Annotated in this window: 22 protein-coding genes; 9 read left to right on the top strand and 13 right to left on the bottom strand. The window is 67.4% G+C overall.

Annotated features, from left to right (window positions below; all coding sequences use genetic code 11):
• Window position 1: 1 nt before the first annotated feature.
• The 6 genes from QE395_RS13075 to QE395_RS13050 all read left to right on the top strand — a co-directional run bounded on the left by QE395_RS13075 (window position 2) and on the right by QE395_RS13050 (window position 5,496).
• On the top strand, window positions 2-1,381 hold the full coding sequence (locus tag QE395_RS13075; RefSeq protein WP_306989490.1) for a hypothetical protein: 1,380 nt from the start codon (window positions 2-4) through the stop codon (window positions 1,379-1,381).
• Between the two features lie 82 nt (window positions 1,382-1,463).
• Window positions 1,464-1,898 (top strand): pyridoxamine 5'-phosphate oxidase family protein, encoded by a 435-nt coding sequence (locus QE395_RS13070; protein WP_093533219.1) that lies wholly within the window; start codon window positions 1,464-1,466, stop codon window positions 1,896-1,898.
• A gap of 12 nt (window positions 1,899-1,910) precedes the next feature.
• Complete coding sequence (locus QE395_RS13065; RefSeq protein WP_306989487.1) at window positions 1,911-2,639, top strand: DUF72 domain-containing protein; 729 nt, start codon at window positions 1,911-1,913, stop codon at window positions 2,637-2,639.
• Window positions 2,632-3,360, top strand: a complete 729-nt coding sequence (locus QE395_RS13060) for a DNA-formamidopyrimidine glycosylase family protein (protein WP_306989485.1) — start codon at window positions 2,632-2,634, stop codon at window positions 3,358-3,360. The genes QE395_RS13065 and QE395_RS13060 overlap by 8 nt, the downstream gene beginning before the upstream one ends.
• A gap of 151 nt (window positions 3,361-3,511) precedes the next feature.
• Entirely contained in the window at window positions 3,512-4,168 is a 657-nt protein-coding gene (locus QE395_RS13055; protein WP_095363424.1) for a methyltransferase domain-containing protein, read from the top strand.
• 65 nt (window positions 4,169-4,233) lie between these two features.
• On the top strand, window positions 4,234-5,496 hold the full coding sequence (locus QE395_RS13050; protein WP_254621998.1) for an MFS transporter: 1,263 nt from the start codon (window positions 4,234-4,236) through the stop codon (window positions 5,494-5,496).
• 41 nt (window positions 5,497-5,537) lie between these two features.
• On the opposite strand, the gene QE395_RS13045 is transcribed toward QE395_RS13050, so the two are convergent.
• The 13 genes from QE395_RS13045 to QE395_RS12985 all read right to left on the bottom strand — a co-directional run bounded on the left by QE395_RS13045 (window position 5,538) and on the right by QE395_RS12985 (window position 19,957).
• The gene (locus QE395_RS13045; RefSeq protein WP_306990505.1) at window positions 5,538-6,257 is read right to left on the bottom strand and encodes a GntR family transcriptional regulator; all 720 of its coding nucleotides are present in this window, start codon (window positions 6,255-6,257) and stop codon (window positions 5,538-5,540) included.
• 204 nt (window positions 6,258-6,461) lie between these two features.
• The gene (locus QE395_RS13040) at window positions 6,462-7,817 is read right to left on the bottom strand and encodes an SLC13 family permease (protein WP_306989482.1); all 1,356 of its coding nucleotides are present in this window, start codon (window positions 7,815-7,817) and stop codon (window positions 6,462-6,464) included.
• A gap of 88 nt (window positions 7,818-7,905) precedes the next feature.
• On the bottom strand, window positions 7,906-8,826 hold the full coding sequence (mdcH, locus tag QE395_RS13035; RefSeq protein WP_306989480.1) for a malonate decarboxylase subunit epsilon: 921 nt from the start codon (window positions 8,824-8,826) through the stop codon (window positions 7,906-7,908).
• The gene (gene mdcB, locus QE395_RS13030; protein WP_306989478.1) at window positions 8,823-9,668 is read right to left on the bottom strand and encodes a triphosphoribosyl-dephospho-CoA synthase MdcB; all 846 of its coding nucleotides are present in this window, start codon (window positions 9,666-9,668) and stop codon (window positions 8,823-8,825) included. The genes mdcH and mdcB overlap by 4 nt, the downstream gene beginning before the upstream one ends.
• The gene (mdcG, locus tag QE395_RS13025; protein ID WP_306989476.1) at window positions 9,665-10,336 is read right to left on the bottom strand and encodes a malonate decarboxylase holo-[acyl-carrier-protein] synthase; all 672 of its coding nucleotides are present in this window, start codon (window positions 10,334-10,336) and stop codon (window positions 9,665-9,667) included. Before mdcG ends, mdcB begins: the two co-directional genes overlap by 4 nt.
• On the bottom strand, window positions 10,329-11,039 hold the full coding sequence (gene mdcE, locus QE395_RS13020) for a biotin-independent malonate decarboxylase subunit gamma (protein WP_306989474.1): 711 nt from the start codon (window positions 11,037-11,039) through the stop codon (window positions 10,329-10,331). Before mdcE ends, mdcG begins: the two co-directional genes overlap by 8 nt.
• Window positions 11,036-11,944: a biotin-independent malonate decarboxylase subunit beta gene (locus QE395_RS13015; protein ID WP_306989472.1), complete on the bottom strand. Its 909-nt coding sequence runs from the start codon at window positions 11,942-11,944 to the stop codon at window positions 11,036-11,038. Before QE395_RS13015 ends, mdcE begins: the two co-directional genes overlap by 4 nt.
• Window positions 11,941-12,261 carry a malonate decarboxylase acyl carrier protein gene (gene mdcC, locus QE395_RS13010; protein WP_306989470.1) on the bottom strand — a complete coding sequence of 107 codons (321 nt, stop codon included), beginning with the start codon at window positions 12,259-12,261 and terminating at the stop codon, window positions 11,941-11,943. Before mdcC ends, QE395_RS13015 begins: the two co-directional genes overlap by 4 nt.
• Before the next feature lie 11 nt (window positions 12,262-12,272).
• Window positions 12,273-13,916 (bottom strand): malonate decarboxylase subunit alpha, encoded by a 1,644-nt coding sequence (gene mdcA / locus QE395_RS13005; protein ID WP_306989468.1) that lies wholly within the window; start codon window positions 13,914-13,916, stop codon window positions 12,273-12,275.
• A 126-nt stretch (window positions 13,917-14,042) separates the two neighbouring features.
• Entirely contained in the window at window positions 14,043-16,217 is a 2,175-nt protein-coding gene (locus tag QE395_RS13000; RefSeq protein WP_306989466.1) for a TonB-dependent siderophore receptor, read from the bottom strand.
• A gap of 323 nt (window positions 16,218-16,540) precedes the next feature.
• Window positions 16,541-18,238: a malate dehydrogenase (quinone) gene (gene mqo, locus QE395_RS12995; protein ID WP_306989464.1), complete on the bottom strand. Its 1,698-nt coding sequence runs from the start codon at window positions 18,236-18,238 to the stop codon at window positions 16,541-16,543.
• A 138-nt stretch (window positions 18,239-18,376) separates the two neighbouring features.
• The gene (locus QE395_RS12990; protein ID WP_095363420.1) at window positions 18,377-18,964 is read right to left on the bottom strand and encodes a hypothetical protein; all 588 of its coding nucleotides are present in this window, start codon (window positions 18,962-18,964) and stop codon (window positions 18,377-18,379) included.
• Between the two features lie 87 nt (window positions 18,965-19,051).
• On the bottom strand, window positions 19,052-19,957 hold the full coding sequence (locus QE395_RS12985) for a LysR family transcriptional regulator ArgP (protein ID WP_095363419.1): 906 nt from the start codon (window positions 19,955-19,957) through the stop codon (window positions 19,052-19,054).
• A 133-nt stretch (window positions 19,958-20,090) separates the two neighbouring features.
• On the opposite strand from QE395_RS12985, the gene QE395_RS12980 reads away from it, so the two are divergent.
• From QE395_RS12980 to QE395_RS12970, 3 genes are all read left to right on the top strand, one after another.
• The gene (locus QE395_RS12980) at window positions 20,091-20,726 is read left to right on the top strand and encodes a LysE family transporter (protein WP_068850096.1); all 636 of its coding nucleotides are present in this window, start codon (window positions 20,091-20,093) and stop codon (window positions 20,724-20,726) included.
• 162 nt (window positions 20,727-20,888) lie between these two features.
• Window positions 20,889-22,877: a prolyl oligopeptidase family serine peptidase gene (locus tag QE395_RS12975; protein ID WP_306989461.1), complete on the top strand. Its 1,989-nt coding sequence runs from the start codon at window positions 20,889-20,891 to the stop codon at window positions 22,875-22,877.
• A gap of 82 nt (window positions 22,878-22,959) precedes the next feature.
• On the top strand, window positions 22,960-24,909 hold the full coding sequence (locus QE395_RS12970) for a S9 family peptidase (RefSeq protein WP_306989459.1): 1,950 nt from the start codon (window positions 22,960-22,962) through the stop codon (window positions 24,907-24,909).
• Window positions 24,910-24,946 lie beyond the last annotated feature (37 nt).

Raw genomic sequence — 24,946 nt, 5'->3', positions numbered from 1 at the left:
CATGCAGACACTTCTTCTACTCACGCTGCTTGCGGCGCCGACCACGGCGTCGCCTGCCGATCCTGATGCCGGTCGCGACTGGCAGCCTGGCGACCACCACGTGCACAGCGAATGGAGCGTGGACTGGGACCGCAGCACCACGCCGCCCACGCCGATCCGTGGCGGCGACTCGTCCTACACCCGCAGCCACAACGCCGAACGGGCGCGGCACTTCGGGCTGCGCTGGATGGTGCATACCGACCACGGCGGCCCCGGCCACTCGGCGGTGACCCGCGATCACGCCTATCCGGCGCTGCTGCAGGCCCGGCAGGACGTGCCCGAGGTCATCCAGTTCAACGGCATGGAGTTCGATGTGCCTGCCGGCGAACACGCCTCGCTGGTCATCGCGCCGGGCGCGCGCGAAGCCGAACAGCTGGTGACGATCGAACGCCACTACAGCCGCGGTGAACCGCTGGAAGCGGGCAGCCGCGATACCCACGAGCACATGCTGGATGCGTTGGTCCACATGCGCGGGCTGCGTCCGCTGCCGCTGATGCTGATCAACCACCCCTCGCGAACCGCTACGGGGGTGGGGCAGTGGGGCGAAGTGGAGCCCGCTGAGCTGAAGGCGTGGCATGCCGCTGCGCCGCAGGTGCTGGTCGGCATGGAGGGCGCGCCCGGGCACCAGGCTACCCGCTCCGAGCGCGGCCTGTACCGGAATGCGGCAGCGCCGACCTTCGGCGGCTTCGACCAGATGACCTCGCAGGTCGGCGGCGTCTGGGACCAGATGCTGGCCGACGGTAGCCGCTTCTGGATCACCGCCAGTTCCGATTCGCACGTGAACCAGCGCGACGGGGGCAGCGACTTCGATCCGGGTGAGTACAGCAAGACGTATGTCTGGGCACGCCCGGAAGCCGATGACATCCTCGGCGGCGTGCGCGCCGGGCGCATGTTCGCGGTGACCGGCGACCTGATCGACGCATTGGAGCTGAGCGTGCAGGCGGTCGATGGCAGCGGTGGGGTGGGGCACATGGGCGGGGGCGTGACCGTGGCAGCGGGTACGCCGATGCGCGTGCAGCTGCGGGTGCGAACGCCGGACAGCGCCAATGCGATCGGGCGACATCCGGCGCTGCGCCAGCTGCAGCTGATCGTCGGCAGTGGCACTGGCCAGGCGCCCAGGATGCAGACCCAACGCTTTACCGCCAAGGAGTGGAAGCAGGAAGGTCGGTGGTATGAGGTGACGTGGGAATTGCCGGCGCCGCCCGGCGGCGGATTCGTGCGTGCACGCGGCAGCAACACGGATGAGCCGACGCCAATGCCCGACATCAAAGGCGAAGATCCCTGGCAGGACCTGTGGTTCCATTCCAACCCGGTGTTCATCGGCAACAACCCACCGCCGTGAACGCCACGACATGGCACGTGCACGATCCGGTCACGGCCCCCCACGGAGTCTGGCAGTACCCGATTCCCGCACGGATACCGCCATGACCACGCTCACCCTGCACGACCTGGCCAAGAAAATGGCCGGCATCGACTTCACCATGCTGCAGACCTTCGCCGACAACGGCGAGATCGCCGGCCGCCCGATGAGCAACAACGGTGATGTCGATTACGACGGTGACAGCTGGTTCTTCTCGCTGGACAGCACCGACATGGTGCGCGAGCTGCAGGCCGAGCCCAAGGCCGCGCTGAGCTTCGTCGGCAGCAAGGGCCTGCTCGGCAAACCGCCGTTGTTCGTGTTCGTGCAGGGCAAGGGCCGGATCATCCGCGACAAGGAAGTGATGCGCGAACACTGGCAGAAGAGCCTGGAGCGCTGGTTCGAACAAGGTGTGGACACCCCCGGCCTGGTCCTGATCCACGTCCACGCGCACCGCATCCATTACTGGGACGGTGAAGACCAGGGCGAGATCCAGGTCTGAGGAACGCCGGACATGCCTGCCTCCTCCGGGCCGCTGGTCGGCTGCGCGGGCTGGTCCATTCCGGGCCGCTACGCTGACCTGTTCGGCCCAGGGGAGAGCATGCTCGCGCGCTACGCCACCCGGTTTTCCGTAGTGGAGATCAACTCCTCGTTCTACCGGCCGCACAAGCCCGGCACCTACGAACGTTGGGCGGCCAGTGTGCCGCCCGCGTTCCGCTTCTCGGTCAAGATACCGCGCACGATCTCCCACGATTCGGCGTTGGTGGGCGTGGGGCCGTTGCTTGACCGCTTCCTCGATGACTCCAGCGCGCTCGGCACCAAGCTGGGTGGCCTGCTGCTGCAGTTGCCGCCTTCATTGGCGTTGGATACCCGCCGTGCCTCGAGCTTCTTCCGCGCGCTGCGCAGGCGCAGCGGGGTGCCGCTGGTGTGCGAGCCGCGCCATGCCAGCTGGTTCACCGACACGGCCGACGCGTTGCTGCTGCGCCACAGCGTCTCGCGGCTGGGGGCCGATCCAGTGCGTGTGCCGGCGGCGGCCCAACCGGGCGGTGCACCGACGTGGCGCTATTGGCGCTGGCACGGCGCACCGCGCATGTACTACAGCGACTACGACGACGCGGCATTGGACGCGCTGGCCGCGCAGGTGCGCCATGCACGTGGACCCCGCTGGGTCATCTTCGACAACACCGCGCACGGCTTTGCCGTGGCCAACGCCGCGCGCCTGCAGGAGCGGTTGCATGCCTGAAGGCCCTTCCATCGTCATCCTGCGCGAGGCGGCGGCGAAGTTCCGTGGCAAGACCGTGCGCCGGGCGGTGGGCAACAGCTCCCTGGATCTCACCCGCATGGAGGGGCGGCGCGTGATAGCGCTGCGCAACTGGGGCAAACATTTCCTGATCGAGTTCAGCGGCTTCAGCCTGCGCGTGCACATGCTGATGTTCGGCAGCTACCGCATCGACGAACGCAAGCCATCGCCCCCGCGTGTTTCGCTGCAGTTCGACAACGGCGAGCTGAACATCTACGCCTCATCGCTGAAGTACATCGAAGGCAAGCTGGACGAAACCTACGATTGGCGCACCGACGTGATGAACGATGCGTGGGACCCGCGCCTGGCCCGGCGCCGGCTGAAGCAGCAGCCAGACACCCTGATCTGCGATGCACTGCTGGACCAGGAGCTGTTTGCCGGCGTCGGCAACATCATCAAGAACGAAGTGCTGTTCCGGCAGCGGGTGCACCCGGAAAGCACGGTGGGAGCGTTGCCGTCGCGGGTACTCGGCAGGGTCATTGCCGACGCCCGCGCCTACAGCTTCCTGTTCCTGGAATGGAAGCGCGCCTTCGAGCTGAAGAAGCATTGGCAGATCCATACCAAGCGAACCTGCCCGACCTGCGGCGGCCCGGTTTCCAAGACCTACCCCGGCAAGAGCCGACGGCGCACCTTCTTCTGTCCCAATTGCCAGATCCGATACTGAGTGAAGGGCGGAAACCGCCCGTCCTGTAGGATGGGTGCGTCCCACGCCGTTTCGCGCGTCCTGCGCGGCCCCTTGCGGTCGCCCGCTTCGCTCCCCTTTCGAGCCGTCCGCCACCGGGGTGGGCCGGCTCTCCGTGTTTCATGGAGCGCACATGCCGGGCTATACCACCCGCATTCTCACGGTTCCCGTCAATGGCCACGAGTTTCGTATTCGTGCCCTGAGCGACCTGCAGCAGTTCGCCGATCCCACCGGCCGCGCCGAGCGCGCCGGCATCCATTCCTCGCTGTGGAGCCTGTTCGGCCAGGTCTGGCCGGCCGGCCGGGTGCTGGCCGAGACCATGAGCCAGTACGACGTGGCCGGCAAACGCATCCTGGAACTGGGTTGCGGGCTGGGCCTGTCCAGCCTGGTGCTGGCGCATCGTGGCGCCAACGTGGTGGCCAGCGACCACCATCCGCTGGCCGAATCGTTCCTGGCCTACAACGCCGGGCTCAACGACCTGCCGGCCGTGCATTACCGCGACCTGCCCTGGGAGATGCCAGATACGTCACTGGGTCGGTTCGATCTGATCATCGGCAGCGATGTGCTGTACGAGCGGGGCCATGGCGTGCAGATCGCCGCGATGATGGAGCGCCACGCCAAGCCCACTGCCGAACTGCTGCTGACCGATCCCGGTCGCGGCAACCTCGGCGGCTTCTCGCGCGCCATGGCCCTGCAGGGATATGAAGCGAGCGAAGAGGGGGGCTTTGGCGAGGATGAAAGCAGCTCGCCAGGGCGTGGCCGCCTCCTGCGTTACGCACGCACCGCGTAGGGCCACGCAGGGCGTGGCGCTACGACGACACGGTCTGCAGATCGTTTGTCGTAGGCTCCGAACCCATGACCAACCCACCGCCCGCCACACCCACCCGCTCCATGATCGTCGCTGGCCTGTCCACCGTGGTGGAGTGGTACGACTTCACCCTGTACCTCTACCTGGCCACGGTGCTGTCGCGGGTGTTCTTCGGCGGGGGCGACAACGCCCTGCTGGCCACCCTGGCCGGCTTCGCGGTGAGCTACCTCATGCGTCCCCTCGGCGCGCTCTGCTTCGGCCACTTCGGTGACCGCTTCGGCCGCCGCTACATGCTGCTGGCTTCCATGGCCCTGATGACGGTGGCGATGCTGGCCACCGCGCTGCTGCCGACCTTCGACAGCATCGGCGCCACCGCCGGCGTGCTGTTGCTGCTGCTCCGCTGCGTCATGGCGTTCTCGGTAGGCGGCGAATACACCGGCGTGGTGGCCTACCTGCTGGAAAGCGCCCCCATCCGCCGGCGCGGGCTGGTGACCTCTCTCGCCTCCGCCGCGAGTGAAGTGGGTGCCTTGCTCGCCGTTGCACTCTCGGCACTGACCGTGGCCCTGCTCAGCAGCGCCCAGCTCGATGGCTGGGGCTGGCGCATTCCCTTCTTCATCGGTGCGGCCCTGGCCGGCGCGATCCTCCTCGCGCGCTCGACCATGCACGAATCGCCCGAATTCGAACGCCAGGTCGCCGCCGGCACGGTACCGACCTCGCCGATCCGCGATACCTGGCGCTACCATCGCGGCGCGGTCGCGCGCACCTTCGCCATCTCCGCGCTGGGTTCGATCACCTACTACGTGGGCATCACCTACGTGCCAGCGTTTCTCGGCTCGGCCAGTGACATCGGCGAATCCCAGGCACTTTGGCTGTCCACCATCGCCGCCGTCGCCGTGATCGGCGTGACCCCGCTGGTGGGCGCGTTGTCCGACAAGGTGGGGCGACGCCCGGTGTTGATCGGGTTGGCACTGCTGTCAGCGCTGCTGCCGTTGACGATGTTCGGCGTGATGGCCACCGGCAGCGCGGTGCAGATCGCACTGGCCGCCGTGGTGCTGGCCTGCCTGGCCGGCGGCGTCAGCGCCGTCGCCGCGCCGGCCACCGCCGAACAGTTCCCCGGCGAAGGCCGGCTCAGCGGCCTGGCGCTGGGCGTGACCATGGCCACCGCCTTCTTCGGCGGCGCCACCCCGTTGTTGGCTGAACTGCTGGTGCGCCACACCGGCTGGGCGGCAGCGCCCGGGGCAATGATCGCCGCCGTCGCGCTGCTGGTATTGCCCGTTCTGTGGGGCCTGAGGGAAACGCGCCCGACCTGATTGCGCAGCCACGCAGGGCGTGGCTCTACACGGGGCGCGGGTTACGTGCCGCCCTCGGTGGGTAGTGGCGCTGGAACGTTCAACAATCCACCGGCTGCCACATACGCCGCCAACGCCTGGCCCTGGCTCAGCAGGTGCCGTTCCATCGTGCGCTCGGCCGCCTCCGCATCGCGCCGGCGGAAACACTCCATCAACTCGCGATGTTCCGCCAGTGACTGCGCCGTACGCCCCGGCGTCAACAGTTGCCGACCGCGATGCATCTTCAGAATGCGATGCAGGTCATGCGTGATCCGGATCAACCACGGATTACCAGCGTAGTGCTGCACCGTCTCATGGATCAGATAGTTGTTGCGGTAGTAGTCGGCAATATTGCCCGCCGCCGCCGCCGCCTCCATCGCCGCATGCAGCGCTTCCAACTGCTCTACCCCCGCATCGTCGATGTGCTTCACCGCCTCATGCGCACACCGCCCCTCCAGCATCGCCATCACCGGAAACAGCTGGTTGAGATCCTCCAGCGTCAGCCGCGTCACCCGCGCCCCACGCCCCGCATCGATCTGCACCAACCCCTCCGCCGCCAGCAGCTTCAGCGCCTCGCGCAACGGCGTACGGCTGATCCCCAGCTCCTCGCAAAGCCCCGGCTCATCAATCCACTCCCCAGGCGGCAAGCGGTAGTCATAGATGCGCTCACGCACATGCTCGGCAACCTCTTCATAAAGAGGCGCGCGCTTTTTAGAGGAACGCGGGGCAGGGGCAATAGCCATGAACGAATTGTATTCCTTCTTTCCCATGGCCACCGACACACCGTCAAAGGTGGGTCGGGGCGGGGTTGCGGGGGTGTGAGCCGCATGGATGCGGCGACCAAGCCTACATGGACGTACTTGCGGCGTCCCCCGCAACCCCGCACCGTCCCGCCAAGCCGCGGAGGCTCTGGCAATGGGCTGTTGCTCTTGATGTTGCCTGCAGGCTTACATCCAACCCGGAACAACAAACAGCAGCCAAGCCAACAGCGGCCCGAACACCACCACCAGCCCGCTGTACACCAGGAACCGGCGGAACAGCGACTCGCGCTCTTCCTTGGCCGCCGATGCCACCACCAGCGCACCGTTGGTCGAGAACGGACTCACATCCACGATCGTCGACGACACCGCCAGCGCGCAGATCACCCCCGCCGCGCCCAGATGCCCCTGCAGCAGGAACGGCACCGCCAACGGAATCGTCGCGCCCAATACCGCCGCCGACGACGCAAACGCCGACACGATCCCGCCCACATAGCAGACCAGCAGTGCCCCCAGCAGCGGAATGCCGATGTTCGACACCCCGTTGCCGATGAAGTCCACCGAACCGGCCTTCTCCAGCACCCCCACATACGTCACCACACCGCAGATCAACAGCACCGTCGACCAGCTGATCCCATCCACCGCACCCTTCTGGCTGGCCGGCGACAACAGCGCCAGCACCACCGCCACCGTGATCGACACCAGTCCCACATTGAGGTTGTAGATCAACGCCGCCACGCCCAACCCGATCAACCCCACCAGCGTGAACAACCGCTCGCGCGTGATGCCCACCGCTTCCAGCGCGTCCGGATCGTTCGACAACGTCCCGCCGCCCGCCGACACCAGCGCCCCGTGGCCCTCGATCGCGAACTGCCGCGACGACGCCTGCGGCCCACCGGCCAGCGCCAGCTCGCCGCCGCCCATCGCCACCGCACCGCGCCGCATCAACGCCACCCCGCCGAACGCGAAGAAACAGATCGTCGCCATCATGAAGTTGAAGCCCAGGCTGGTCAGGAACACCGCCATCTCCGTCACTTCCAGCCCCGCCTTCTGCACCACCCCGTTGGTGATGCTGCCGTACACACTGATCGGCGAGAACCCACCTGCCTGCGCGCCATGGATCACCAGCAGGCCCATCATCAGCGGGTTGATCTTGTACTGCTTCGCAAAGCGCAGCGCCACCGGCCCGATGATCGCCACCGCCGCCGGACCCAGCGCACCGAATGCAGTCAGCACCGCCGTGACCACGAACATCACCCACGGAATGGCCACGATCCGCCCGCGCACCGCCCGAACCGCCCAGTGCACCAGCAGATCGATCGTGCCGTTCTTCTGCGCGATCGCAAACAGATACGTGATCCCGACCAGGGTCAGGAACAGATCGCCCGGGAAGCCGCCCAGCACCTCCTTGCCCTCCATCCCCACGAAGATGCCGCCGATGATGAAGGCCAGCGCGAAGGCCACCGCACCCATGTTGATCGGCAGGGCAGTGGCGATGATGAACATGATCACCAGACCGATGATCGTTGCAATTTGTGGACTCATGCGCCCTCCCAGACACGTGATTCGCGTACCGCACGGATGGAAACCCGCCATCCACGGGGTGTGGCGTGCTACAGGTGGAGCCAACCGCTCATTGCAGGCGAACGAGTGCGCGTTGCACCCAGTCCACCGCACCATCCAGGTGCTGGAATTCTTCGACCGCGCGGACCTCGCAGCACGGATAGGCGCTGGCCACCATGCGCGCCAGCGCGGTGCCCGGGCCCAGTTGCAGGAACACCCGCGCACCGCGCTCGAACAGCTGGCGCATCACCTGCGCCCATTCGATCGTCTGCGCCAGCTGCGCCGACAACGTGTGCACCTTGCCGGCGTGGTCGCGCACCACGCGCGCATCGATGCCGGCCAGCACCGGCAGGCCCGGTTGCTGCCACGCGACCGACTCCAGCGCAGCGGCAAAGCGGGGAACTGCCGCCTGCAGCAACGGCGTGTGCGAAGGCACGTGCACCGGCAACGGACGGATATCCGCACCGGCCGCACGCGCGTCCCCAGCCAGCGCTTCCAGGCCCGCCAGTTCACCGCCCACGATGAAATGATCACGTCCATTGACGATGGCGATATAGGCGCCATGCAGCGCGCACAGCGACTGCACCTGCGTGCGATCCAGTCCCAGCATCGCCTGCATGCCTGCGCCGGCAGGGCTGGCGGCATCCATGTACCGCGCACGCTGTGCCGCCAAGGCCAGGCAGGACCGTGTATCGAGAGTGCCGGCAACGGCATGTGCCGCCAGCTCACCGATGCTGTAACCCGCCACCATGCCCGGCACCGGCAGTTCAGTGCGAAGCGCCTGCCAGTGCGCCAGGCTGGCCGCGCACAGCAGCGGCTGCGCCAGCGCGTTCTCGAAACGCGCCTCCGCGCCTGCCGCAGCGAACACGTCCTGGCCCAGCACCGCACCCACACTGTCAAGCACATCACGCGCCGCCGCGTTGTCGCGCACCCGGTCGAACATCGCCGGGTGCTGCGCGCCTTGGCCGGGGCAGAGCAGTGCAAGGCTCATACCGCCTCCTGCTGCAGCAGGAAAACGCTGCAGGCCAGCAGGTCGGCACTGCCCCCCGGGCTGAGCCGGCGCGCCACGAACGCCTCGCCCAGTTGCTGCAGGCGCGCGCGCCAACCGGCGGCGAACGCACCGCCATCGGCCATGAATGCGGCCGCCTGGGCGCGGGCCCAGTGCAGGCCCTCGGCGCCGCCCCGGTGCAGCAGGTTGATGTCGTCCAGTTCGGCTACCAGTGCCATCAGCGTGTGGCACAGCGCGGCCTCGCGCGGAAGACCTGCCGCCAGCGCATCGCGCAGGGTCGGCAGCGCCAACGTGCGCAGCATGGGATACCCCGCGGCTGCCTGTTCGCGCACACCGGCAATGCAATGCCGGGCGCGCACACGCTGGCCCGGGCTGTCCGGATCCAGCGGCGCGGCCAGCAGCCCAGGCGACCAGTGCTGGACGCCGAGGCAGACCTGCTCGCCCGACAGCGGGTGCCCCATGCTGCGGCAACGCGCGGCGGCCGCCACCAGCAGTCCAATACTGAAGACCGCACCCCGGTGCGTATTGATTCCGCCGGTGGCGCGCAACATCGCCGCTTCGGCTTGAATGCCCAGCGTGCGCAGCGCGGAGAACGGTGCATCCTCCGCGCCGGCCAGCGCGATATCGCGGAAGTAATGGCGCAACGCAAACAGGCTGCGCAGGAAGGTGCCGGCATCCATGTCGTCATGGCTGCCCGGATCGAACGGCGTCACCAGCCCCGGCTTCGGCGCCAATGCCAGCTCCGCATGCAGCGCGCCCACCGCCAGCCGCCCCAACCGCGCCGAATCGACGCAAGGCCGCAGAACGTTCGCAACGGCGTTCATCGGGCGACCCCGTAGTGCCACGCCCTGCGTGGCAACCCCACACACCCGAACAGGTTCGACCGCAACTCCAACCCGGCCCCATCCACCCGCTTCACCAGCACCTGCCGCGACCCACCACCAAACTCGCGCCAGTTCACCGCCCCACCATCGGGCAGGCACAGCTCACCATCCACGCGCCGGCCAAAGCGCAGCTCCCATGCCTGCAGGGCAGCGACCAGCGCGTCAGCATCCTGCGCGGTTCCGACGTCCCACAGCAGATCGATATCCGACCGCGCATGCACGTACTCCAACCCGGTCAACGCCTGCCAGGCAAACGCCCCGAACACCCGGGCCGGCGCCAGCCGATCCAGCGCCTGCAGCGGTCCGCGCCAGTCCTCCGGCGTGCGCGCGTGCACCCGCAACTCGGCCAGTTCCAGCGGCGCCTGCTGGCGCACGATGTCGCCCAGCGGCACCCGCAGACCCAATCGCTGCTTGCCCTCGGCGGGGGGGAGGGGAATGCCGAGGCGCACGCGGGGATCGGGATCATCGGCAGCGTGGCGCGCCACCACGGCGGGCCAGCCCTGGGCAAACCACGCCGCCAGGCGCGCGTCATGCGTGGCCACGTCAGCCCGCCAATCGGCGTGCGCCGACAGCCAGACCAGCGTGTGGCGGGCAGGCCGGTCAGGCATCGCCAGCGGCCACCTGTGCAGCCACGCGCGCGGCCAGGGTACGGCCACCACGCTCGGCACCGCATTGCGCGCGCCGGTCACCCTCTGCCGGCGTGCGCAGCGCGTCCAGCAAAGCCTGCGCCAGATCGCCGTGCCATACCGACTGCACCGCGCCCATCGCAACGTAGTTCTCAACGCCCGGCGCGAACACCGGCGAGCTCTGGCTCAGCGCCTGCAGTTTTTCCAGCGGCTGCTTGGTCACCCGTGCCATCGCGCGCAGGTCCATCACCCGCACCTGCGCATCGGGCAGGGCGTGGATGTGGTCAGCCATCAGCCCGAACGACAGGAAGCCACCGCTGACCGATTCGCCGTACACCAGCGTGACCAGGCGCGCGCCGCGGCGACGGGCCAGGTCCAACGTCTGCGCCAGGTGCGCGAAGTAACCATTGATGCCCAGCAGTTCATCGCGGCGCGCCAGTCGTTGGCCGGCGGTATCGACCAGCATCACGATCGGGCGCTGCGGGAACGCAGCGGTGCTCGCCAAAACCGTTTCGGCCAGCACCAGCGCGTGATCCACGCCCACTTCGATCTTGTCGGTGGTGCCGATCACGGTCACCCCGCCGTCGTCGGTGGTGGCGGTCCCGGTCAGTACCGAATCGGCGACGGCGATGGTATGCCCGCGCGGAAACAGCGCGTCGAGCAGGGTGTTGAGTGGCGCGGTCATGGCAGGCTCCGGTCAGCGGTGGCGGCCAGGAAGTCATCGGTATCCAGCAACGGCAGCCGTTGCGGATCGTCGATGCCTAGCCGTGCCCAGATCTCCACGCCATCGCGGCAATCGCCCCAGGCCTGCGCGCGCGCCTTGAGGGCGGCGTGGCGGGCCTGCAGCGCGGCAAGGGCGGTATCGGTGCCGGTGCTGGCGGCATCCGGCTGCAGGGCATCGAATGCCGCCTGCGCGAACGCCTCGATCGCATCGGGCACCAGCACCTGGGCCTGGTCGATCAGGTAGCGGTGCTTGCCGCCGGTAACCCGCCAGACCAGTGCGCGGTCGCGCGCATCGAACTCTTCCACGCCGCGCACTGTTTCGATCACCTCCGGGCCGGACAGCGACAGCCGGCCTTCCTCGGACATGATCACCGTGGTGCAGCAGCGGGCCACGATGCCCATGCCCCCGAACGCGCCGTTGCCGCTGCCGATCAGCGCCAACACCGGTACCCCGGCGGCGCGCGTTGCGAGCACCACGCGCATGATTTCGGAAATGGCGATCAGCCCGGCGTTGGCCTCGTGCAGGCGCACGCCGCCGGTATCGAGCAGCAGCAGCACGCCTTCGGGGCGGGTCTGCCCGGCGCGTTGCAGCAGGCCGGTGAGCTTGGCGCCGTGCACTTCGCCCACGCCGCCCCCCATGAACTGGCCCTGCTGTGCGGCCACCAGCACGCGCCTGCCGCGCAGCTGGCCTTCGCCCACCACGATGCCGTCGTCGAACGCGGCGGGCTGGTCCAGCTGGGCCAGGTGCGGACTGATCGCGCGCTGTGCAGGCCCAAGCAGTTCCTTGAACGAGCCGGTATCCAGCACGCCGGCGATGCGCTCGCGCGCGTCGGCTTCGTAATAGCTGTGGCGGTGGGCCAGGCTCATGCGCTGTCCCCGGCGTGCAGGGTTTCCACCGCCTGGTCCAGCCGCAGGCTGACCACGGCGGGGGTGGCGCCGGCGTCGTTGATCGACACCTGCACATCGCGCAGCGGGTGGCGGCGGGCGAAATCGGTGATCACCGCTTCCCAGATCGTGCCGAAACCGCGCGCGGCGGTGATGATTCGCACCGCCATCGCGCCGTCCAGCGCGGCAGGCTCCAGCAGGATTTCCAGGTTGCCCGAGGCCAGCACGCCGACCAGCACCGCATCGGTGGGGAAGTGCACGGGCTGGGTGCCGGTGAAACGGTAGTCGAGGGTTTCCATGGCAGGTTCCCTTACCAGTTGCGGAAGCGCTTGGGCGGGTCGTACAGGCCGCCGGACCAGCGCACGAGGTCTTTCACCGAACGCGCGGCCAGCAGGTCGCGGCTGGCATCGCGCACGTGGATGCCCAGGTCGGCCGGGCGCTGGATCACGCCACGGTCGCGCAGGTTCTCGACCATCGCGCGGTCGCGGCCCAGGCCCACGGCGGTATAGCCGGCCACGCCGCGGATCGCCTGTTCGCGTTCCTCCGGGGTGCGGCACAGCAGCAGGTTGGCGATGCCCTCTTCGGTAAGCACATGGCTGACGTCGTCGCCATAGATCATCACCGGCGGCAGCGGCATGGCCGCACGTTCGGCCAGTTCCCACGCATCCAGCCGATCAACGAACGCCGGCGCCATGTGCTCGCGGAAGGTTTCCACCATCTGCACCACCAGTTTTCGCCCACGTGGCATTTCACCGGGGCGCGCGGCCTGCTGGCCAGCCTTCAACCAGGCGTCGCTGGCATGGCGGCGGCCGCGTGCGTCCGAGCCCATGTTGGGCGCGCCGCCGAAGCCGGCGATGCGGTCGCGGGTGGCGGTGGAGCTGTTGCCCTGCAGGTCGATCTGCAGGGTGGAACCGATGAACATGTCGCAGGCATACAGCCCGGCGGTCTGCGAGAACGCGCGGTTGGAGCGCATCGAGCCGTCGGCGCCGGTGAAGAACACATCCCCGCGCGCGGCGATGTACTTCTCCATGCCCAGTTCGGAGCCGAACGAGTGCACGGATTTGACGAAGCCCGATTCGATCGCCGGGATCAACGCCGGGTGCGGGTTGAGCGCCCAGTGCTGGCAGATTTTTCCCTTCAGCCCGAGCGATTCGGCGTAGGTGGGCAGCAGCAGTTCAATGGCGGCGGTATCGAACCCGATGCCGTGGTTGAGCCGGTTGACCCCGTATTCGGCGTAGATGCCCTTGATGGCCATCATCGCCATCAGTACCTGGATTTCCGAGATCTGCGCCGGGTCGCGGGTGAACAGCGGTTCGATGTGGTTCGGGCGCGGCGCCTGCACCACGAAGTTGACCCAGTCGGCGGGGATGTCGACGCGGGGCAGGGTGTCGACGATCTCGTTGACCTGGGCGATGACGATGCCACCGCCGAACGCGGTGGCCTCGACGATCACCGGGGTGTCTTCGGTGTTGGGGCCGGTGTAGAGGTTGCCGTGGCGGTCGGCGGCCTGGGCGGCAACGAGTGCGACGCGCGGGGTGAGGTCGATGAAGTAACGGCCGAACAGTTCCAGGTAGGTATGGATCGCACCGATCTGGATGCGCCCTTCGGACACAAGGTTGGCCAGCCGCACCGACTGCGGGCCGGAGAAGGAGAAGTCGAGCCTGGAGGCGATGCCGCGTTCGAAGACATCCAGGTGCGAGGGAAGTGACAGCACCGACTGCACCATGTGCAGGTCATGGACCCGGGCCGGGTCGAGGTCGGCCAGGCACTGGGCGAGGAAATCGGCCTGTTTCTGGTTATTGCCCTCCAGGCAGACCTTGTCGCCCGGCTCCAGCAGGGCGTGCAGCAGGGCGATGGCATCGTTGGCGGCGACGTTGCGGCCGCGCGCCCAGGGGGCGGCGCGTTCAAGCCGGGCCTGGCGGCCACGCTCCAAGGTGTCCCAACTGGGGTTCATCGACGGGCATCCGAATGGCGTTTTGGTAATTACGCCATAATTACGGACGGTCGTGCAACCCGCAGCGCAGCAAAAAGAAAGGCCCGCCAGGAGGCGGGCCTATTCAGGTTTCAACCGCGCGGCGGATCAGTATTTCCAGCGCAGGCTCGCGGAAATGAAGCGCGGTTCGCCGTAGTTGTTGTAGTCCAGGTTGGCCCAGTAGGTCTTGTCCAGCGCGTTGCGCACGCTCAGGGTGGCGGTCCAGCTGTCGCTGATCTGGTAGTTGGCGTGCAGGTTGACCAGCATGTAGGCCGGCTGGCGCACGGTGCGGGTGCCGCCCAGCGGGTAGGGGATGTTGTAGCCCTCCACTTCGCTCTGCCAGGAGAAGCCGCCGCCCACGGTCAGGCGGTCCAGCACGCCGGGCAGGCGCACGCTGGTGTTGAGCTGCAGGAAATCCTCGGGCAGGTTGGCGTAGATCAGGTCGGTGCTGGCACGGGTCACCTTGACGTGGGTGTAGCCGGCATTGACGGTCCAGCCCGGGCGGATCTCGCCGTTGATGTCCATTTCCCAGCCGCGCGACTTGGTGCCGTTGACGCCGATGTAGGCCGAGCTGCCATCGCTGAGTGAGCCGTCCGGCAGGCTCATGTCGCGCACGGCGTAGTTGTCCTGCTTGGCTTCGAAGATGGCGGCGTTGGCGGTCAGCCGGCCATCGAACCACTGCGACTTGATGCCGGCTTCCAGGTTGGAGCCTTCCACGGGGGCGAGCAGGTTCTCGTTGCGGTCCTTGTAGTTCTGCGGGTTGAAGATTTCGGTGTAGCTGGCGTACACCGAGAAGTCGGGCACGATGTCGTAGACCAGGCCGACGTAGGGAGTGACTTCGTCGGTGACTTTGTACTGGCCGCTGGTGCCGGTGTAGGTGCCGGCGGCGTTGTAGGCGCGGGTCAGGGTTTCCCAGCGGCTCAGGCGCGCGCCGGCGATCAGCGACAGCGGATCGGCCAGGCGCAGGCGGGTGGAGGCGTACACGCCGCTCTGCCGGGTGCGGGCGATGCGGCGGGCGCCGGTGCGGCTGGCGGTCAGCTCGGGAATGTCGCCGTTCCAGTTGCGGATGTCGGGGATGTTGTAGCGCCAGTTGGCCACCGAGGTAAGGGTCCAGGTGGTGGCTTCGAGGTCGGACCAGCTGCCACCGACGACGACATCGTGTTCGCGGCCGAAGGCGGGGAAGGTGCCGGACAGGAACAGGTCGGCGCCCTTGCGGGTGTCTTCGGCATCGCCGGCACCGGCCAGCAGGTAAGTGCCGGCACCGCTCACGGGATCGGGGTAGCCGCTGCCGTAGACGCGCACGTTCTGGACGTTGCCGCGGGTGTAGGCGGTGTTGAGCTTGAGCAGCCAGTTTTCACCGAAGCGCTGTTCGAGGTTGGCGAAGGCGGTGCTGGTTTCGCGCTGCCAGTAGCTCCACTTGGGGGCCATGTTGGTTTCGCGGGGGAGGTGGGCGAAGGTGCCGTCGCTGTTGAAGAAGGGCACGGTGCCCCAGGTGGAGCCGACCGGGTTGTTGTCCTGGCGCTGGTAGCCGACGGTGACGGTGGTGGAATCGGTCAGGTCGCCTTCCAGCACGGCCATGCCGGCCATCTTGTCTTCTTTGTAGCGGTCGTAATACAGCTCGCGATCGGTATAGGCGGCAACGACGCGGCTGCGGAAGCGGCCATCGCGGGTGAGCGGGGCGTTGACGTCGGCTTCCATGCGGCGGAAGTCCCAGCTGCCGGCGCTGATGGCGAAGGAGGCGTCGAACTCCTTGCCGGGGCGCTTGCGCAGCAGGTTGACGGTGGCCGAGGGAATGCCGGCGCCGCTGAGCAGGCCGTTGGCGCCGCGGATGACTTCGATGCGGTCGTAGAAGGCGGTGTCGTATTCCTGGTTGGTGGAGCCGCTGTAGGTAGGCAGGCTGTCGACCTGGAAGTCGGTGATGGTGAAGCCGCGCGCGTAGTACAGGGGGCGCTGGGTGTCGTAGAAGGAGACGTTGACGCCGGTGATGTTGCGCATGACGTCGTTGATCGAGAACAGCGATTCGTTCTGGATGCGGTCGAGGGCGAGGACGCTGGTGGACTGCGGGGTTTCCTGCAGGGTGATGGGCAGGCGGGTGGTGCTGGACGGCGCGCGCTGGGAGCCGACGACGTTCACCTGGTCCAGGGTCTTGGCATCGGCGGCACTGCTGCCGGCATCGACGGTGTCAGCCAGGGCCAGGGGCGAGGCCAGCGACAGCACGGACAGCAGGGCCAGGCCCAGCGGGGCACGGCGGACGGAAGCAGAGGGGTGGGAACGGAAGGACATGCGGGGGTCTCAGCAGAGGCAGGTGGGTGCACAACGGGACGCAAATGTAAATCGTTCGCATTCTAATTACAATAATTTAACGAGCTGAAAGCGCGGGCGTCTCCTTTCTACGTGTTGGGGTGCGGGGCGGCAGGGGGCAGCGGGACGCGCGTAAACCCTTCCATGGGGCTCATCGCAGCATCCATGCTGCTCAAGGTCCCGCTACCCCCTGCCGCCCCGCACCCCTGACGAATGGCTTGGGGCGGTCGGAACAGCAAAAAAAAAACCGGCCGAAGCCGGTTTTTGTATAGCGGGGCTCTGCCCCGCTGCTTTCCGCTGCGGACCTACAGGGCCTGCAGCTCCTCGTTCGCATTCCGCTTTTCTTTCGCCGGCGCCACCGGCGCCGCGGGCGGCGGGGTCATCATCACTGCCGGGCTCGTCTCCACCGGCACGTCCAGGTACGGCAGGCGCAGGGTGTCGCTGGTCTGGCGGCGGATCTCGTTGGTCAGGGCCGGGCTGTCGTTGAGCTTGCGCCCGTAGGACGGCACGATCTGGGCCAGGCGGGCTTCCCAGCCGGCGGCCATCTGCTCGGGGAAGGCCTTCTTGAGCAGGTCCAGCATGATCGGCGGAGAGGTCGAGGCACCCGGGGAGGCGCCGAGCAGGGCGGCCAGGGTGTGGTCCTTGTCGGTCACGATTTCGGTGCCGAACTGCAGGACGGCGCCCTTTTCCGGGTCGTGCTTGATGATCTGCACGCGCTGGCCGGCGGTGACCAGCTCCCAGTCTTCGCGCTTGGCGTTGGGGAAGTACTTGACCAGTTCGGCCTGGCGGTCGTCGTCGTTGAGACGGGCCTGGCCCATCAGGTACTTCACCAGGTCCAGGTTCTCCGCGCCGACGTCGAGCATGCCGGCCACGTTGTTGTGGTTGACCGAGGAGTACAGGTCGAACCAGGAGCCGTGCTTGAGGAACTTGGTGCTGTACAGGGCGAACGGGCCGAACAGGACCACCGGCTTGCCATCGAGCTTGCGCGAATCCAGGTGCGGCACGGACATCGGCGGCGAGCCGGTTTCGGCCATGCCGTAGGCCTTTACGCCGTGGCGGCCGGCGATGGCCGGGGACTTGAAGGCCAGGAACTGGCCGCCGACCGGGAAGCCGGCGTAGTTCTTGGCTTCGGGGATGTTGGAGAGCTGCAGCAGCTTGAGCGCGGCGCCGCCGGCGCCGATGAACACGAAGCGCGACTTGAGGGTGGACTCGGTGCCGGCGTTGAGATCCTTGACCGTGACGTTCCAAGTCTTGTCGTCGTTCTGGCGCAGGGCGCGGACTTCATGTTCCAGGTGCAGGCTGAAGTTCGGGTTGCGCTGCAGGCCGGCGGTGAGCTGGCGGGTGATCACGCCGAAGTTGACGTCGGTGCCAAGCGGCATCCAGGTGGCGGCGACCTTCTGGTTCGGGTCGCGGCCTTCCATCAGCAGCGGGGCCCAGGCCTTGATCTGCGCCGGGTCTTCGGAGTACTGCATGCCGTAGAACAGCGGATTCCTGACCAGCGCCTGCTGGCGCTTGTGCAGGTAGGCGATGTTGTCATCGCCCCACACGAAGCTCATGTGCGGGGTGGGGTTGATGAAGTCGGACGGCTGGCTGAGCCGGCCTTCCTTGACCTGGTGCGACCAGAACTGGCGGGAGATCTCGAACTGCTCGGCGATGCCGACCGCGCGCTTGGTCTCGATGCTGCCATCGGGCAGTTCCGGGGTGTAGTTCAGTTCGGCGAAGGCCGAGTGCCCGGTGCCGGCGTTGTTCCAGCCATCGGAGCTTTCCAGGGCCACGCCGTCGAGGCGTTCGAACACCTGGATGTTCCAGTCTGGCTGCAGTTCCTGCAGGAAGGTGGCCAGGGTGATGCTCATGATGCCGCCGCCGACCAGCACGACGTCGACCGGCTTGTCGTTGCCCGCGGCCGGAACCGAACGCTGGTGGAGGGGCCAGTACAGGAACACGGCCGCTGCGATCAGCAACAGCACGAACAGGCCGAGGACGACCTTCGCTAACTTTTTCATGGATATCTCATGTGGGGAGATGAGGGCAGGATGACGGCGCTTCGTGGAAGAAGCGTGAAGAAACAAGCTCTTGGCGCATCCAGGGCTCAATTTTAGCCCGAAACGGTACGGATTTGGTGCAACGCAGCATCGCAGGGATCAATCGGACCCCAAGGTGAAATATTCAGCGAGGAAATACCCGCACTGGTAAACAAGCGCCAGCACGGCCAGGCCCAGGTGCACCCGTCGCGAACGGCTTGCGATGCCCACCCCGGCAATCACCAGCATGATCCCGGTATGTACCGGGTACGCCTCGCCGAGCATCTGCCAGCGGCTGTGACCCTTGATCGCCGTGTCGCCCAGGTCGAGCACGGTCACCAGGGCGAGCATGCCGAAGAAACCGCCGCGCCGCTGCAGCAGGTACTGCTCGTAGCTGCCGTACTCGCGCAGGTCATCGGGGAACAGCAGCACGCACAGCATGTACCAGCTGGCGCAGTAGCCGATCACGAACAGGTACAGGCCGAAGGTCCACTGGCGCACTTCGCCCAGACGGAACTCCCACCACCAGAAGGTGACCACCGACACCAGCATCCACAGCACCCAGCACAGGTGGATGCCGGACCACCCGCCACGCCGGGCCGGGTGCTCGATGATCGAGGCCAGGCCCTTCACCAGCGTGGTGATGCTCAACCCCAGGATGATGCTCAGCACCACCCGGATATGCAGATAGACCGGATCCGATTCCATCGAACGCCCCGCGCTGGATGCTTGAAGGCCACGGTAGGTGCCGACCGCTGGTCGGCACGTGAAGGCGTACCCACCAACGGTGGGTACCTACCGTCTGCGGCGCACCAGCGTCGCCGACGCCGCCAGCACGGCCCTGGTCAGCAGCGCCATTGTCTGCACGTCGCCCTTCCAGTGCTGCCAGTACAGCGGCACGTCTTCCCACGCGCGCGGCTTCATCAGCACCAGCCGTCCCGCGTCCAGGTGGCGCTTGACCAGCGGCAGCGGGTTCATCGTCCAGCCCAGCCCGCCCACGTTGGCCTGCACGAACGCCCGCGTTGACGGAATCCACCAGGTCGGCGCCGTCATCGGCAGGTCGTCGCCGGCCAGCCGCCGCGCGAACCGTGCCTGCATGTCGTCCTTGCGGTTGAACACCAGGACCGGCGCCTGCGCGAGGGACTGCGCGTTCACCCCCTTGGCAAAGTAGCGGTCGTGGAAGGCCTGCGTGCACGTGGCCGCGTAGCGGATGCTGCCCAGCGCGTGGATCTGGCAGCCCTGCACCGGCTCGTCCAGCGTGGTCACCGCGCCCAGCACCGCGCCCTGGCGCAGCAGCGCCACCGTGTGGTCCTGGTCCTCCGAGCGCAGGTCCAGCGTCGTCCCGGTCTGCCGCGCGAAATTCAGCGCCGCCTCCGGGAACCAGGTTTCCAGGCTGTCGTGGTTCACCGCCACCGGGATGCTGGCGTGCGGCAGGTCCTCATCGGCAATACCCATCCGGTGCAGCGCATCGTGCTCCAGCAGCGCCGTCTGCTCGGCCAGCTGCACCAGTACCTGGCCTTCCGGCGTGGCCACCGCCGGCGAAGAACGCTTGACCAGCAGCCGTCCGACCCGGTCCTCCAGCGCTTTCACCCGCTGCGACACCGCCGAGGCGGTGACATTGAGTGACTGCGCCGCCCGGTCGAAACTGCCTTCGCGGATCACCGCCGCCAGGGCGCGGAGCTGGGCATGGTCGATGCGCATCGTCTTAAGTTCCGCTAAAGATGGTTAAGTAAGTTTAGCTCTACTTTTCCATGTTGCGGCGCGACAATACGCGCCATCACGGTGCTGTACGCCTTGGCGAGGCACCGCCCCCCAGCAACACAGGTGGTATCCCATGTTCTCCTTCATTTCCGGCGGCCCCGGTCTGGCCGCGTGGCTCAGTGGTGCCGCAGCCGGTATCGGCCTGTTCGCCGTGGTCGGGGCCCAGAGCGCCTTCATCCTGCGCCAGGGCATCCTGCGCAAGCACATCGTGCCGGTCGTGGCGACCTGCGCGGCGATCGATGCCATCTTCATCTTCGCCAGCGTGGCCGGCCTGCGCACCCTGACCCAGGCATTGCCCTGGCTGACCACCGTGGTGCTGTGGGGCGGCGTGGCGTTCCTCAGCTGGTACGCCTGGCAGTCGGCCCGGCGCGCGCTGGCCGGCGGCGGCGGCATGCAGGTCGATGACGGCGACAACACCTCGCGCCGCGCCGTGCTGACCGCTGCGGTCGGTTTCTCGCTGATCAACCCGCACTTCTGGCTGGACATGATGGTGATCGGCTCCATTGCCGAAAACTTCGGCAATGCCCGCATGGCGTTCGCCGCCGGCGTGGTCACCGCCAGCTGCCTGTGGCTGACCGCCCAGGGCCTCGGTGCCCGCCTGCTGGCCCCGTTGTTCACCAAACCTCGTACCTGGCGGATCCTCGACGGCACCATCGCCGTGATCCTGTCCATCCTGGCCCTCAGCCTGGCGTTCCGCGGCGTGCATTGATCTCTCTCTCTCTCCGTCAATGCACGTCCAAATGGCACCGTTCGCGGTGCCATTTTTCTTTCCGGGCCCGGATGCGTCCAAGAAGGTCGCCACTGGCCTGTGCTGCGCCGATCTGTCTAGAATCGCCGATCACGGACAAGGTGTCTGGTTGGAGGGGGAAGGATGAAGTACTCGATATGGGCGGTCCTGGCCGTCGTGGGCCTGCTGTGCGGGCCGGTGGCGGAGGGTTCCGCTGCGGAGCTGGATCTTGAGCGCTATCTCAAGCGCGACACGTTTACCGACATCAAGCTGTCGCCGGGCGGGGACTACTACGCTGCCACCGTGCCGATGGAAGACCGAACCGCACTGGCCATCCTCAGCCGCGCCACCGGCAAGGTCACCGGTTCGTTCGTGCCGCCGCGCAACAACCACGCCACCAGTTTTTACTGGGTCAACAACGAGCGCGTGCTGATCGGCCTGGCCGAAAAGTTCGGCAGCCTCGACCAGCCGCAGCTCACCGGTGAGCTGTACGCGATGAACGCCAATGGCGGCCGTGGCGAACTGCTGGTCGGCTATCGCGTGGAAGGCAACGGTCCGGGCACCCGCATCCAACCGAAGAAGGTCGAAGCGGTCGCCGCCTTCCTGATCGATTCGATGCCGCAGGACGAGCGCAACGTGCTGGTCTCGGTGTGGCCGTTCTCCGAAGATCCCTACACCCGTGTCGATCGCATGGATATCGCCAGCGGCCGCCGTGTGACCGTGGCCCGGTCGCCGGTACGCCGCGCCGATTTCACCAGCGACCCGAGCGGGCAGATCCGCTTCGCCCACGGTGCCGGTATCGACAACGTCAACAAGCTCTATTACCGCGATGCCATCGGCGATACCTGGAAGCTGGTGAACGATGAGGCCGATACCGGCCGCATCGAAACCGCGCTTGGTTTCTCCGAAGACGGCAAGACCTCCTACCTGCAGGTGCAGCAGGCCAACGGCCCCGATGCCATCGTGACCTGGGACCCGGTCACCGGCACCCGCAGCCCGTTGCTGCGCGATCCCGTCGTAGACCCGGACCGTCTGATCTACCGCCCCGGCACCCGTGTTCCGGTCGGCGCGCTCTACCTGGGCGACAAGCCGCGCACCCGCTTCTTCGACGAAACCTCGGCCGACGCGCGCCTGTACCGCAGCCTGGAAGCCGCGTTCGGCGGTGATGCGGTGTTCATCGCCTCCAGCACGCGCGATGGCCGCAGTGTGCTGGTGGAAACCTGGTCGGGAAGCAATCCAGGTGACTTCTACATCTTCGACACGGTCGCCAAGAAGGCCGACCACCTGATCAGCCGCGGCGCCTGGATCGACCCGGACACGGCCGCGAAGGTCCAGCCGTACGCGTTCAAGGCGCGCGACGGCATGGAGCTGCACGGCTACCTCACCCTGCCGGCCGCGTCGGCAGGGGCGAAGCCGCCGATGGTGGTGATGCCGCATGGCGGCCCGTTCGGCGTGTTCGACGACGGCAGCTACGATTCCGAAGCGCAGATGCTGGCCGCGGCAGGCTACGCCGTGCTGCAGGTCAACTTCCGTGGTTCGGGCAACTTCGGCCGTGCCTACCGGCACGCCGGCGCCAAACAGTGGGGCGCCGCCATGCAGGACGACGTGACCGATGCGACCCGCTGGGCGATCAGCCAAGGCCACGCCGACCCCGCGCGGGTCTGCATCTATGGCGCCAGCTACGGCGCCTACGCGGCGATGATGGGCGCGGCCCGCGAACCGGGCATGTACCGCTGCGCCGCCGGCTACGTCGGCGTGTACGACCTGCCGATGATGCACACCACCGGCGATGTCCAGCGCAGCGGTTCCGGCAGCACCTACCTGAAGGAATGGCTGGGCAGCCCCAACGACGTGGCCGCGGTTTCGCCGGTCAACCTTGCCGACCGCATCAAGGTGCCGGTGTTCCTGGCCGCCGGCGGCGAAGACGAGCGCGCCCCGATCCAGCACACCAAGCGCATGGAGGCGGCGCTGCAGAAGGCCGGCGTGCCGGTGGAATCGCTGTACTACTCCACCGAAGGCCATGGCTTCTACACCGACCCGCATCGCCGCGAGTATTACGGCAAGCTGCTGGCGTTCCTGTCGCGCAGCCTGGGTGGCAAGACCGCGGGCGCGGCGGCCGCCGCCTCGCCCTGAGCGCCATGGGCGGATGGCGCCGCACGCGCGGTTCTGTCTAGAATCGGCGACCCGGACAGGGGGTCCGGACCAAGGGGGAAGGATGCGCAAGACACTGATGGCCGCGCTGCTGGGCGCCGGCTGTGCGTTGCTGTCGGCGACGGCCGGCGCGGTCGACCTGGAGCGCTACCTGCGCGACGATGCGTTCACCAACATCAAGATTTCGCCGGACGGCACCTATGTTGCCGCCAGCGTTCCGCTCCAGGACGCGACCGCCATCGCGATCCTGCGCACGTCCGACATGGCGATGGTCGGCTCGTTCCGTCCGCCGCGCGACAACCACGCCGGCAGCTTCGACTGGGTCAGCAACGAGCGCCTGGTGATCGGACTGGCGCAGAAGTGGGGCCGCCTGGACAAACCCCGCCCGACCGGCGAGCTGTACGGCATCAACGCCGATGGCAGGAGCGGCGAGCTGCTGGTCGGCTATCGGGTTGGTGGGCTCAACGACAGCCAGGTATCGGCCTTCCTCACCGATGAGCTCGCCGACGACGAGCGCAACGTGCTGATTGCCGTGTGGCCGTTCGCCGAGAATCCCTACACCCGCATCGAACGCATGGACGCGGTCACCGGGCGGCGGATCATCGTGGCGCGCTCGCCCGTGCAGGGCGCGCACTTCACCACAGACAACACCGGCGAAGTGCGGTTTGCACTGGGTTCGGGCTCGGACAACGTGCAGAAGCTGTACTACCGCGTGCAGCGCGGCGAGGACTGGGTGCTGCTCAACGACGAAGCGGTAAGCCGGCGCGTCGAGAAGCCGTTGGGCTTCTCCGCCGACGGCAGCCTGGCCTACCTGTGGATCGAGCAGGCCGAGGGCCCCGATGCCATCGTCAGCTGGAACCCGCAGACCAACGAGCGCCACACCCTGTTGCGTGACGAGGTGGTGGACCCGGGCCGGGTGATCTACCAGCCGGGTACCCGCATTCCGGTGGGCGCGCTGTACTACGGGGACGTGCCGAAGGCGCGCTTCTTCGACGACACCTCCAGCACCGCGCGGCTGTATCGCAGCCTGCAGGCCGCACTGCGCAGCCCGGTGTACATCACCTCCAGCACCCGCGATGGACGTATCGTGCTGGCGCAGACCTGGTCGGGCAGCAACCCGGGCGACTTCTACCGCTACGACACGGTGGAGAAGAAGGCCAGGCTGCTGGCCAGCCGCAGCAGCTGGATCGACCCGTCACAGAGCGCACAGGTGCGACCGGTGGCACTGAAGGCGCGCGATGGCCTGCCGCTGCACGGCTTCCTGACGGTGCCCAATGGCAAGGAGGCGCGCCAGCTGCCGATGGTGGTGGTACCACACGGCGGCCCGATCGGCGTGTTCGACGACGGCAGTTATGAGCATGAAACCCAGCTGCTCGCGGCGGCCGGGTATGCGGTGCTGCAGATCAACTTCCGCGGCTCGTCCAACTACGGGCGCGCGCACACCGCAGCGGCCAGGCACCAGTGGGGCCTGCGCATGCAGGACGACGTGACCGATGCCACGCGCTGGGCGATCGAGCAGGGCATTGCCGATGGGAAGCGCATCTGCATCTACGGTGCCAGCTACGGGGCCTATGCCGCGTTGATGGGCACCGTGCGCGAGCCGGGGCTGTACCAGTGCGCGGCCGGGTACGTGGGCATCTACGATCTGCCGCTGATGTTCGAGCGGGGTGACATCCAGAGCGATCGCTCCGGGATGACCTACCTGCGCGACTGGCTCGGCGCACCGGAAGCATTGGCGGAGCGTTCGCCGGTGAACCTGGCCGCGCAGGTGAAAGTGCCGGTGTTCCTGGCCGCCGGTGGCGAAGACAAGCGTGCCCCGATCCAGCACACGAAGAAAATGGAAGCCGCGTTGCGCCGCGCCGGCACGCCGGTTGAAAGCCTGTACTACAAGAGCGAAGGCCATGGCTTCTACACCCCACAACACCAGCGCGAGTACTACAGCCGCCTGCTGGCCTTCCTGTCGCGCAGCCTCGGCGGGCAGACCGCTTCAGCCTCGACCGCAGCGCAACCATGACGACGGCGGGGCGGCATTGCCGCCCCGCCTTCCGTAG

Source organism: Stenotrophomonas sp. SORGH_AS_0282 (assembly GCF_030818125.1).
GTDB classification, from domain to species: domain Bacteria; phylum Pseudomonadota; class Gammaproteobacteria; order Xanthomonadales; family Xanthomonadaceae; genus Stenotrophomonas; species Stenotrophomonas rhizophila_A.
Note: the sequence above shows the minus strand (reverse complement) of the source record. Positions and strands in the feature narration are given on the sequence as shown.

Excerpts from the sequence above, each read along its gene's own strand:
- QE395_RS13070 (WP_093533219.1), top strand. The coding sequence starts at position 1,464 with ATGACCACGCTCACCCTGCACGACCTGGCCAAGAAAATGGCCGGCATC.
- mdcE (WP_306989474.1), bottom strand. The coding sequence starts at position 11,039 with ATGACCGCGCCACTCAACACCCTGCTCGACGCGCTGTTTCCGCGCGGG.
- QE395_RS13040 (WP_306989482.1), bottom strand. The coding sequence starts at position 7,817 with ATGAGTCCACAAATTGCAACGATCATCGGTCTGGTGATCATGTTCATC.
- QE395_RS12975 (WP_306989461.1), top strand. The coding sequence starts at position 20,889 with ATGAAGTACTCGATATGGGCGGTCCTGGCCGTCGTGGGCCTGCTGTGC.
- mdcG (WP_306989476.1), bottom strand. The coding sequence starts at position 10,336 with ATGCCTGACCGGCCTGCCCGCCACACGCTGGTCTGGCTGTCGGCGCAC.
- QE395_RS13045 (WP_306990505.1), bottom strand. The coding sequence starts at position 6,257 with ATGGCTATTGCCCCTGCCCCGCGTTCCTCTAAAAAGCGCGCGCCTCTT.
- mdcB (WP_306989478.1), bottom strand. The coding sequence starts at position 9,668 with ATGAACGCCGTTGCGAACGTTCTGCGGCCTTGCGTCGATTCGGCGCGG.
- mqo (WP_306989464.1), bottom strand. The coding sequence starts at position 18,238 with ATGAAAAAGTTAGCGAAGGTCGTCCTCGGCCTGTTCGTGCTGTTGCTG.
- QE395_RS13015 (WP_306989472.1), bottom strand. The coding sequence starts at position 11,944 with ATGAGCCTGGCCCACCGCCACAGCTATTACGAAGCCGACGCGCGCGAG.
- QE395_RS12980 (WP_068850096.1), top strand. The coding sequence starts at position 20,091 with ATGTTCTCCTTCATTTCCGGCGGCCCCGGTCTGGCCGCGTGGCTCAGT.
- mdcH (WP_306989480.1), bottom strand. The coding sequence starts at position 8,826 with ATGAGCCTTGCACTGCTCTGCCCCGGCCAAGGCGCGCAGCACCCGGCG.
- QE395_RS12970 (WP_306989459.1), top strand. The coding sequence starts at position 22,960 with ATGCGCAAGACACTGATGGCCGCGCTGCTGGGCGCCGGCTGTGCGTTG.
- QE395_RS12990 (WP_095363420.1), bottom strand. The coding sequence starts at position 18,964 with ATGGAATCGGATCCGGTCTATCTGCATATCCGGGTGGTGCTGAGCATC.
- mdcA (WP_306989468.1), bottom strand. The coding sequence starts at position 13,916 with ATGAACCCCAGTTGGGACACCTTGGAGCGTGGCCGCCAGGCCCGGCTT.
- QE395_RS13065 (WP_306989487.1), top strand. The coding sequence starts at position 1,911 with ATGCCTGCCTCCTCCGGGCCGCTGGTCGGCTGCGCGGGCTGGTCCATT.
- QE395_RS13050 (WP_254621998.1), top strand. The coding sequence starts at position 4,234 with ATGACCAACCCACCGCCCGCCACACCCACCCGCTCCATGATCGTCGCT.
- QE395_RS13060 (WP_306989485.1), top strand. The coding sequence starts at position 2,632 with ATGCCTGAAGGCCCTTCCATCGTCATCCTGCGCGAGGCGGCGGCGAAG.
- QE395_RS13055 (WP_095363424.1), top strand. The coding sequence starts at position 3,512 with ATGCCGGGCTATACCACCCGCATTCTCACGGTTCCCGTCAATGGCCAC.
- QE395_RS13075 (WP_306989490.1), top strand. The coding sequence starts at position 2 with ATGCAGACACTTCTTCTACTCACGCTGCTTGCGGCGCCGACCACGGCG.
- mdcC (WP_306989470.1), bottom strand. The coding sequence starts at position 12,261 with ATGGAAACCCTCGACTACCGTTTCACCGGCACCCAGCCCGTGCACTTC.
- QE395_RS12985 (WP_095363419.1), bottom strand. The coding sequence starts at position 19,957 with ATGCGCATCGACCATGCCCAGCTCCGCGCCCTGGCGGCGGTGATCCGC.
- QE395_RS13000 (WP_306989466.1), bottom strand. The coding sequence starts at position 16,217 with ATGTCCTTCCGTTCCCACCCCTCTGCTTCCGTCCGCCGTGCCCCGCTG.